Raw genomic sequence first — 8,834 nt, 5'->3', positions numbered from 1 at the left:
ATGCTCGAAGCCAGCCTGACTCTGGCCTTCCACCGATACAACTTGTCACGTTGATGCAGCCACTACCGGACCAGGCTGCCCAGGGCAAAACATCCTAAGAGTTGCGCCCCAGAATTTATCGCAACATCTGGAGCCGCTTAAATATCTTATCTTGGCATTTAAGTAGGTCAGACGCTATTGTACAGATACCCCGATTCTGGCGAGAGACCAGAAAAAGGAAAATCCCCCGCAGAAGTTTGGCGACCGAAGCGAGGGAAATTCCTAAAGGGTTGTGGTAATCAACTTTTTGTTGTGGTTGTCGCTCCGGCGGCGGCCTTCGCTTACGTGTAGTCTAACGCGCCTACACGTCAGGGGTCAATCATAAGCCCTTTGGGGGAGCAATACCCCAAGAGCGTTACAAGGAACCGAAATGTCTGACGGTGCAATCATCACCATGAGCGGCGAGGCTCACAAGGGTTTCCATCAGTGCCCCAATTTTATTCGCGATAAGTACCTGCCCCTGATCAAGCTCGACGGTTATGGCTACATCAATTACATCTTGAGCTGGGCCAACTCTGGCCAGGCACTGAGCCAACGCCGGATGATGAAAGACCTCGGCTGCGGCCAAGGCAAGTTAGTTGCTATTCAGCAGCGAGTACTTCAGTACTGTGGCCACTTCATCAGCAAGACCGAAGGCTCTGCAGCGGCACCCGGAAAGCTGGGGGTCCCCAATCGTTGGCACATTGATGCGGAAATTATGTGGGGCGAGAATGCCATACATCTGGCTGCGCAGGCACAGAAACGCCTGGAAGCACGTGCAGCACAAGTGATAGGCGAGAGCGTATCCAAAACAGATACGCCTCCTGACTCCCTTGCGGGGAGCGTATCCAAAACAGATACATGTAAAAGACAAGGAAATACATCTCCAAAACAAGAAGAAGCACCCATGCCCGAAACCGGGGAAGTGGACAGCACCCTGAACGCTTCTTCTTCTGGAAAGACTTCGCCAGAAGATCTGCTGGAGGCTCTGCTCGATGAAGCTGAAGGCGGGCAGGAAGAGGGCATCACAGCACAGCCCGCAAACACTGCCTCACTTCACGGGTCTGACCTTTCTGAGGCAGCTATCGGCCAAGGCAGGCAGCAGAACACTCAGCCCACTGCTGTTGAAGAAGTTCCGGGCGGCGCGGCGGCACCGGACGAGGTGGCAGCTGTCAACGCCCAGCTGGACCGCTACCTGAACAAACGCTGGCTGTCGTCGTATCAGCTGGGAGACACGAAGATGCCTCCGCTCAGCACAGAAGTCGTTGGTGGCCTGGACCGCCGCGAGATTGCCAGCCTGATCAGCCTGGAGCAGCTGCGCGAGTTCCACAACGAGGCCCGCCGCAATATGTCCCAGCGCCGCCGTGAGCAGGAGACCAATCCGGGGCTGGCGGGGTTGAACTACACCACTGAATTGCTGCGTCTCCTGCAGGAACACGCTGAGCAGCGTCTGGCCATTCGCGAGCTGGTGCAGCAGCGGCCAGCGGGCGAGGGTGCCTCCAGTCGGCGCGTCAGCGGCCGCAGTGAATGGCAGGTGGGTGATCGGGTGGTCTACATGCGAGAGCGGCACGAAATCGTGGCAGTCACGCCGCTGAAGATCACGGTGGCCCTGCTGAGTGATCCGGACATCCAGTGCGACATCATCCGCAGCAGCATGACCCCCAGTACCCTACGGCCTTATGTGATGCCCGAACAGCGCACCGGTTGAGCTGAAGCCTGCCCTATCCTTCCTAGGGGGCAGTGACCTGCCCGGGTCGTTGATAGTGGTCTTCCGGGCAGGTTGCGCTGGGCGGCCTGCCTGAGGCTCTGGATCAGGGGCATATTCTGTAGGTCGGGGAGCTAGGCAATACTACTGTTGCCAGCGCTATCAACGGCTTTAGTAACTTCCGGAAGGCTGACCTGGGCAGCAGTGGTGGGGAGGGCAGAGCAGAGGTGCATAAAGCGTTTCATACGTTCACTTTGAATGCGGGCCTTATTGGTTCGGTACGGGTGGGCCTTTGCTCTATACTATAGGTATAGAGGAGGTTTTTATGGAGAAAGCCAGTGTCTTTATGAACAACCGAACTCAGGCGGTACGTCTTCCGGTGTCGGCCCGTTTTGATGAGGGCGTGAAATCCGTCGCCGTACGTGTTGTGGGGCAGCAACGCATCCTGACACCGGTAAGTGAAACCTGGACGGACTACTTCCAGCGTCCGGGTCTGGATGATGATTTCATGCCAGAGCGGGATCAAGGCATCCAGGCGGAGCGGGAAGCCTTTTGATCGCTCAGTATCTGCTGGACACAAATATCTGCATTTACGTGATCAAGCGCAGGCCTGCCCAGGTGCTTGACCGGTTTAACGAACATGCGGCGTCGCTGGCGGTCAGTACCATGACGGTGGCCGAACTTTATTTCGGCGTGGAAAATAGCCAGCATCAAGAAAGAAACCGCCGCGACGTGGAGGACTTTCTCTCGCGGCTGGAGATCCTTGATTACGATGCGCGAGCGGCATCTCATTTCGGCAATATCAAAGCGGCTTTGCGGCGTCAGGGAACGCCGATTGGGGAGGCAGATATTCACATTGCGGCCCATGCCCGGAGTCTGGGGATGGTATTGGTGACCAACAACACCCGTGAGTTTGAGCGTGTTGAGGGCTTGCGGGTTCAGGACTGGGTGAACGAATGAGGCTTGCCTTGACAGTTCTTTCTTCAGCACTCGCCAGGTCAGATACGGAATGCTGTTGAGCAGGACACTAATTACACCTATAGAGGCCGTCACCTTTCCAACTCATCTGGGCGAAGTTGAGTAGGCTATAGAACGTGAAGTAGGCGGTTTCAGTAGCAAACAGCTGTAGGAAAGGGCCAAAACACCTCTTTGAGGATGATCACATCTCCATCCAGCAACGCGGATGACACCGCAAAGAATTCGCGGTCCCCACGGTCAACTCTGCCCAGAGACAGCGTTTTCAGAAACCAGTTGGCCAGATTGGCATAGCCTCCACGCGGACAGTCCGCGCTGACTACTACTCTTTAAAACTCTGCTGATGCTGTTGGGAACACACATCTTGTCAGCACCAGAAGAGCAGCATCTGCTGAAAAGCGCACCGCTACGCCAGCAGGAGTCTGTCCTGATTGGAGCTGAACAGGCTAAGAGCTTTGCTCAGGTATCCAAGCAGTGAAAATTGGAGATGTCTGGCACGGCTTATCCTACGTTTTGATGGGTAGTCAGCAGTCCGCGACTGTTACCCGGCCAGGATGGTCAGTATGATGGTTGCTCCTACACTCACCACAAAGACAAACTTGAGGCGCTGCATGCTTCCTAGGAAAACCCGGAAGCATTTCCTGCTAAAGTCCGGCACTTCTTCCAGCAGATCAAGCGCCAGCGTGACTGGAGTGCTGGTGTGCTTGCCCTGGTAGACCTGGTAGGAAATGAGGAACTGAAGTTTTCCATACGCAGCGAACAATGATGACCAGGTGGATGCCGTGCCTGCCGTTGTAGACACTGACATAGGGTAGCTGGGTGCCTACTTTCTCTATGGTCATGGGGACTACGCTGAGCCGCAGCCGAGGTTTGTGTTTGTGGTAGGCCGTGCCCATTAGGATGCGCCACTGGGTGTCCTGTATCTCTTCTCAGCAGCAGTCTGAATCCCAGTCGTAGGCGTTGAAAAAGCGACTCGATGCACTGGGACTGACTCCTTCGGCTTCACTGCTGATATGGCATCTCTGGAACCCTCAGAACTTGCTGTGCCAGCATGCGGGCGCGCTCCTTTGAAGCCTGTTGGATCACACTTCCAGATTTTCAGCTCTGGGAGCGCTTTTTGGCTACATATTCAGGTGTAAGTTCTGAGGAGAGCGCTCCGAAGGCATCGCACTTACCAGCGGATGTGGGCTGCTGTGCGGGGGCGGTTCGTAAAGTCAAAGGTGACCCGCTCTTTCAGAGCACTCTTTGGCAGCGTCAATCCCAGCCACACAGAGTCGTTGGTCTGGGTGCCGCCGCAGCGGACCGGCAGGGCGAGGCGGACATTGACCTGATTTCCGGCTGTTTTCCAGATGGCGTAGCTGTACTCGGCGAGGCTGAGCGCAGAAGGCGCAATGGGGCAGTCTCCACGGGGGGGCTGCTCAGCGAGGCTTTGTTCCAGTTCGCTGAGGGTGTTGCCCCGCAGGGGAGTCACGGTGTTGAGGTAGGGGTCACGTTTCAGGGCATTAACCACTACACGCTCACCAAACAATTTGCTGAGGCTCGGTACAGCTTTTCCAGAGAGCGAAAAGACCTCCACACCCTTGTAGGCCTGGCCGCATACGGTGCCCGTCACGTTGACGGTAAGCGTCTTGCCCATGAGTGACAATGGCGTGGCTTTGACGTTCCCGTGGCAGCCCCACTTTTTTAGAGAGGCCTGAAGTGAAAAACCCGGTGCAGTGATGTTCGTTGCCGTCACACGCAGGGGAGCGGCAGGCGCCGCAGCGCCGCCAGCCTGGACTGCGCCACTGAGACTGAGGAGACCGAGGACAAGAAGGTGTCGCATAGAGACAGGATGCTTCGTTCAGGTGAGAAAGAAATACAGGCCAGCGCGGCAACTGCGCGAACTTGACTGCACTCCTTCTCAGTGACGTGAAAGCCATCGCCGAGAGCATCCGGGCTAATGGCTTTTTCGGTACCATCATGGCCCAGGAATCTACCACCTTCCATGACACCTGTCAGGGTGCGGGATTCGAGTTCAGTCAGGTGCTGAGTGGTCTGCTTTATCACTGCTTGGCCTGCTTGAACGTGGAGGCTTTCTGCTGGGTGACCGTTCGCAGGGGAGAGGGGAGTCGTGAGGAAGTGGGCTGTCAATTATTTATGAATTACAAGATTCAAAGAAGACCTGAGATCTACAGACAAGCTCACTAGAATCTGGCACGCAGTGACCAGAAGTCACTGCGCTTTGCTTTGACTTGGTCGAGTGGAACCTTGGCAGCGAAGGTGCAGTGCCAGCCAAGGCGAGGTGTTCGATAAACGAGCAAAAGTCGAGTACCGACTGAGAATGCAGACGCCGAAGCACCAAGTCTCTCGCCGCACATTACTGGCCGGCTGGCTGGACGTCTCAGTGATGTGCGGCTTCTTTAACTCTCCGGGTTGCGTTTCCTGAGGGGTGGTCTCGCTGATGGAATTCTCTCGCTCTTTTCCTGGTGTAGAGAGGAGCACGGAACCGATATTGGGAGGCTCAACTTACCTGCTCTTTGCCTCTTGTATCTGCGCTTGCTGCTTTGATCTTGGCAGGGTTGGAACGCCTGACTAGAACCACCGAAAAATACTTTGACTATCCAGTAGGCAATGCTCCTGACCACCCGGTAAGCAACACGCTAGCGGGTACGCGAGCACTACTCCTGACCGAGCGGTAAGCAACACGCTAGCGGGTACACAAGCTGTGAACAAAAAGGCCTTCACTCCAGCGCTCGAAGTGGACTCAAGTCGCTGCCAAATCTGTACTCAAGCCTGTACTGAAACCAGCGCGAAGTGCTGTTCAAACTCACTCCGAAAGGCGTATCAAGTCTGTCTTGAAGCTCGCACAAAGTGCATTGCAAAGGCGACTCAAGCCTGCACTAAACCCGGTGCGAAGTGCTGTTCAAACTCACTCCGAAGAGCGTACCGAGGCCATGCCTGAAGCTTGCACAGAGTGCAGTGCAAAGGCGACTCAAGCCTGCACTGAACCCGGTGCGAAGTGCTGTTCAAACTCACTGCGAAGAGCGTACCGAGTCTGTCTTGAAGCTCGCACAAAGTGCAGTGCGAGGCCGGGCCAAGACCGTTCCCATCTCCGCTCCGATCTCTGTGTGGTGACGCGCTGCGAGAGGTGCCGACAGTGCGCCAGGGGCAGCAAGAGTGACTGCTGATTGGCCTTGTCTTCGCTGCCAGTGGGGCAGACACCAGAGGGGACATGGAGGCCATTTTCAAGATGAAGGTTTCTTAATGGGAGTCTTTGAGGCAGAGGCGAGAAACTACTTAACTAGTCCAACTACTTAAATAGTCCCGGCTTTTTGGCCCAACTACTTAATCAGTCCACCCTTTACCCCCTCAAATCGCCCTTTCTACCCAACCGCCTTCCAGCTCACGCCACGCTCATCTGAGCTGGCGACCCTGGACCACCATCACCAGGGAGCGGAGGCGAAAGCCGAAGCGTTTCAACCGAAACCCAGCCCCACTTGCCTATCGTTCTTCTCCATCGTGACCCCCAGACAGCAGAAGCGGAAGCACCAGAGTTCCACCCCCGGCCCAGCTCCAGAGCATCCGCACTCCAGTCCGAACCCAGACTCAGGCAGCAGAGGCAAAAGCCTCAGCATCCCAGCCCAGCGGAAGCACCAGGTTGCGCCTGCGAAACCCCAGGGGCCAGGGTAGAGTCGTCGCCTTCGGCTGGGCATCACCTGGCAGCGGGAAGGCAGTGGCGGGCCTCGCTTTCGGGCAGGTCACATAGACCACCGGGGCCTCGACTTCTTGTCCCGGTCCCGGCCCGCAGAGCGCCTTGGCTCGGTGCGTTGCGAGACCCACCGGCCAGGGCCAGAGCAGTCGCGGAGTCAGGCCAGCTAACCCCGGAGCGGGGAGACACCAGACACCCGAAAGCAGACGCGGGCCTTGCCGGCTGAGGGGCCAGAGGAAGACCCATCGGAGGAGCTGCACTCTCCCAGAATCGGCCCGCGTTTCCGGGTGGTCAGTCCGGGGTTGAGATGGACGAGCATCAGGTATCACCGCCCGGAGGCAAGCACGCTAGGGGGTAAGATGCAAAAGACCACTTGCGACCACTTGCCGGGAGTCCATGACCACCACTCTCTGACCAGACACCATCCCTTTCTTTTGCGGACGAATGAACAGGCGGAGAGATGTTGGTCTCTCTCCCCAGTGCTTCCCTCTTACTGAAGGTTGGAGGCTTAGTTTCTCTCCCAGTGCTTCTCTCTTACCGGGTGCCGGGACTCTGGTCTCTCTCCCCAGTGCTTCCCTCTTACTGAGGGTTGGAGGCTTGGTCTCTCTCTCGCCCCGCCCCCTTCTTTTGCGGACGTACCTTCCTGGCAGGAAAGCTCTGGTCTCTCCCTTGCCCTTCGCCTCTGGGCTTTTGCATAGGCCATAGCTTTCTAGCTGGAGCCAGTGGACGGCTGGGGATGCCGAAGCTTCTTTGTTCTGCTCAGGCCAGGGCCAGGGCTGCTCAGTAAGCTGCACGACTGAGCGTGAGCTAGGGGAGTGAGGGTCAGGGAGCGAGTCATCAGACGAGCTGCACTCAAGTGAAGAGTCAGGCCAGCGGGAGGCGTGAGCCGAGCAGTCAGCTTCGGGCGAGCCGGAGGGGCAAGGTGGAGAGCAGCAGCGAGAGGCAGGCGAGTGGTCAGACGAGCTGGCTTGGACTGAGGGCTGAGGTTCATCAGCTCAGCAGGAGGTGGAGTGTGCAGGGAAGCTGGAGCTTCCTGAGCCGCATCGAGGTCTGGCATCAGGGCAGGTGGAGTCAGGCGAGTTGAGGGTGCAGCGAGGTCATGAGGGGAAGGCTCAGCGGCTTGTGCAACAGCTGGTGCTGTCGGGTCTGCCAGAAGTCAATTGAGGTGGAGGTCAGTTGGCTTGAGGGTTGCTCTGCGGGTGAGGTCAGCAGGAGTTGGCGACAGGTCAGGCGGCGGCGAGTGTTCACGAGTTGGCGATGGTGGAGTTGGAGCATCGGTCTGGTCAGCAGCTGGTCTTGGACGGTCAGCAGTCGGTGGTGATGGTGCAGCAGCTGGTGTTGGCAGGTCAGGCAGAGAAGGTGCCCCGTTGGGGCAGCCCTGCATGCGAATTTTTGCCGGACAACGTGGGTGGGTAAGTCTCTTCTTGCTCAGTCTTTGTCCACTGTGTGCCGGCAAAAACCGAGGGGCTAAAACCGGCGCACAAAGACGCGCCAGTTTTACGGCTTCCTCCGGTCGCCGCCGCCCCTCTTTCGCATTCCGGTCTCTTCGCCGGAGGCGCGGGGTGCGGCCTGGGTGGGGGGGCATAGACCAGGGACCGACTGCCTGTCCGCAGGGGGAGGAGGGCAGTGAACTGGAAGCCGCCGTCTAAACGCAACAGCTCTGACCCTGGCCGAAGCTGGGAGAGTGGCAGGAGTGTTCTGGGTTTGGCCGGGCCGCCATGACGCCCCAGCCCTGGCCTGAGCAGGTGAGGTACTGGTGGGGAGTCGGAAAATCATGGGGCACTTCGACTGCTGAAGCTGAGAGGCCGGGGCTAGGGCAGAAGCTCATCACGTCCGCAAAGGAGGAGGGGGTCTTTTCGGTATGGTCAGCTTCCTGGCTGGTGGAGAGGTGCCCGCTCAGCGTGCGCTTCGCTCTCTGCCCGCATCGGTAGTTGCCCAGGAGACTCGACGCCGTGAGATCAAGCCGCCGGTAGAGAGTGCCGGCCAGGGCCAGAGCAGGTTGAGAGAGAAAGCGCCATCTGCCGGAGCAGGTCAGGAAAAATATCAAGCACCGGCCAGGGCCAGAGCAGAACAGTGGCGGTGGGAAGCAGGCTGCATGCAGACTGCGGACATAGGAGAGAGAGGCCACCCCAAGACCACCGGGGAAACGGAGAAAAAAAGAGCGCTGGGAGAAGGAAAAGGAGAATACTGTAATTCAAGTAAGTTTTCTTCTTTGCAAAGAGCGTCGAGGAGAATATTGCTGTCCTTCTGTACACACCCATGTCTCCAATAGCCCCGCGGTGCCCCGAACTCTTTCAAGAAAGGACTGTCCCATGCCAAAAGTCACCCCCCAGGGCTATGCTTCCCTGCAGCACGCCACACAGCACTACCAGAACAAAATCCGGTAGTGGCTGTACCAACGTGATCTACTGACAGGATGCCGGAGTGCCCAGCCTGTCAAAGCACACA

Annotated in this window: 6 protein-coding genes; 4 read left to right on the top strand and 2 right to left on the bottom strand. The window is 57.5% G+C overall.

The annotated features are described in order from the left end of the window. The first annotated feature begins 409 nt into the window (after nt 1–409). From IE158_RS12950 to vapC, 3 genes are all read left to right on the top strand, one after another. Nucleotides 410–1,726: a hypothetical protein gene (locus IE158_RS12950; RefSeq protein ID WP_189644131.1), complete on the top strand. Its 1,317-nt coding sequence runs from the start codon at nt 410–412 to the stop codon at nt 1,724–1,726. 322 nt (nt 1,727–2,048) lie between these two features. Further along, on the top strand, nt 2,049–2,279 hold the full coding sequence (vapB, locus tag IE158_RS12945) for a type II toxin-antitoxin system VapB family antitoxin (protein WP_189644130.1): 231 nt from the start codon (nt 2,049–2,051) through the stop codon (nt 2,277–2,279). After that, nucleotides 2,276–2,683: a type II toxin-antitoxin system tRNA(fMet)-specific endonuclease VapC gene (vapC, locus tag IE158_RS12940; RefSeq protein ID WP_229839126.1), complete on the top strand. Its 408-nt coding sequence runs from the start codon at nt 2,276–2,278 to the stop codon at nt 2,681–2,683. Before vapB ends, vapC begins: the two co-directional genes overlap by 4 nt. Before the next feature lie 556 nt (nt 2,684–3,239). Here vapC and IE158_RS12935 read toward each other — a convergent pair. Continuing rightward, on the bottom strand, nt 3,240–3,500 hold the full coding sequence (locus tag IE158_RS12935; protein WP_189644129.1) for a hypothetical protein: 261 nt from the start codon (nt 3,498–3,500) through the stop codon (nt 3,240–3,242). Nucleotides 3,501–3,869: 369 nt separating this feature from the next. Beyond that, complete coding sequence (locus tag IE158_RS12930) at nt 3,870–4,520, bottom strand: hypothetical protein (RefSeq protein ID WP_229839125.1); 651 nt, start codon at nt 4,518–4,520, stop codon at nt 3,870–3,872. 3,081 nt (nt 4,521–7,601) lie between these two features. On the opposite strand from IE158_RS12930, the gene IE158_RS12920 reads away from it, so the two are divergent. Further along, entirely contained in the window at nt 7,602–7,802 is a 201-nt protein-coding gene (locus IE158_RS12920) for a hypothetical protein (protein WP_189644126.1), read from the top strand. Nucleotides 7,803–8,834: the final 1,032 nt, after the last annotated feature.

The sequence above is a fragment of the Deinococcus piscis genome, from assembly GCF_014653275.1.
GTDB classification, from domain to species: domain Bacteria; phylum Deinococcota; class Deinococci; order Deinococcales; family Deinococcaceae; genus Deinococcus; species Deinococcus piscis.
The sequence above is the reverse complement of the archived record's forward strand: the minus strand, read 5'-3'. Positions and strand labels throughout refer to the sequence as shown.